Genomic DNA, 1,043 nt, shown 5'->3' with positions numbered 1-1,043 from the left:
GCGCGTCGGGATCAAAGGTCTGGCCCGATGCGGTGGCGCGGCCTTTCTGCACGCGGGTTCCGTACCAGCTTGCAATGCCATGCTGCTCCAGTCCGGCGGGACATCCGCCATGACGGCCGGGGACGCCACGCCACGCGCGTCGTGACGCACCGGTGCACAGGCCGCGGGTTCGGTGCCGGAAACGATGGACATGAAACAGGCGGCCACGACCGGCACCACGTACCATGCCACACCGCGCCGCGCCCGCTCGTCACCGTTCCGGTGATCGGGATACCCTGTCATGAACCGACCCATAACACAGTGCGGGCCGGATTTCCTACCAATACGTACCCTGCCCCACCGGCGCGGCCATGACGCCCGTGACATGACGCCCGCGCGGGGCCGTTACGCGGGCCCGGACACGAACGGACTTGGAACCGGGCGGCGGGCGTGCTAGGCGCGTGCATCATGGAGCGCCCTCTCATTGCCGTGTTGAACGGCCCCAACCTGAACATGCTCGGACTGCGCCAGCCCGAGGTGTATGGTCACGCCACGCTGGATGACGTGGAGCAGGTCTGCGTCCAGGCCGCCGAACGGCTGGATGTGGCCATTGACTTCCGCCAGACCAACGGGGAGGGGGAACTCGTATCCTGGATACAGGAATGCCGGGGCCGCGCACGCGGCATCATCATCAACGGCGGCCTACTCCCACACCTCGGTTGCGCTGCTTGACGCGCTTCTGGCCGTTGATCTGCCCGTGATCGAGGTCCACATTTCCAATATTCACCGCCGTGAAGACTTCCGCCATCACTCGTACGTTTCCCGCGCCGCCATTGGCGTCATATGCGGGCTGGGCGTGCGGGGGTACGCGCTGGCGCTTCAGGCCATGACAGACATGATTCTGGACGAGGACGATCAATGAGCCGACTGCTCGTGGATGCGGATGCCATTCGGGCATTGGCGGAAATTCTGACCGATACCGGCCTGACCGAAATCGAGATCGCGGAAAAGGACAACCGCATCCGTGTTGTCCGCGCGGCGGCCCCCGTGGCCCATGCCGTGCC

General features: G+C 65.6%; 3 pseudogenes. 2 read left to right on the top strand and 1 reads right to left on the bottom strand.

Annotation, left to right across the window (positions count from 1 at the left end):
• Nucleotides 1–282: pseudogene (locus JCM25156_RS29110) on the bottom strand (hypothetical protein); the annotation flags it as partial.
• Nucleotides 283–447: 165 nt separating this feature from the next.
• Here JCM25156_RS29110 and aroQ point away from each other — a divergent pair.
• Both aroQ and JCM25156_RS31705 read left to right on the top strand, forming a co-directional pair.
• A pseudogene (gene aroQ, locus JCM25156_RS25975) lies at nucleotides 448–901 on the top strand (type II 3-dehydroquinate dehydratase).
• Nucleotides 898–1,043: pseudogene (locus tag JCM25156_RS31705) on the top strand (acetyl-CoA carboxylase biotin carboxyl carrier protein); the annotation flags it as partial. The pseudogenes aroQ and JCM25156_RS31705, both read left to right, overlap by 4 nt.

Source organism: Komagataeibacter kakiaceti JCM 25156 (assembly GCF_000613305.1).
The sequence above is the reverse complement of the archived record's forward strand: the minus strand, read 5'-3'. Positions and strand labels throughout refer to the sequence as shown.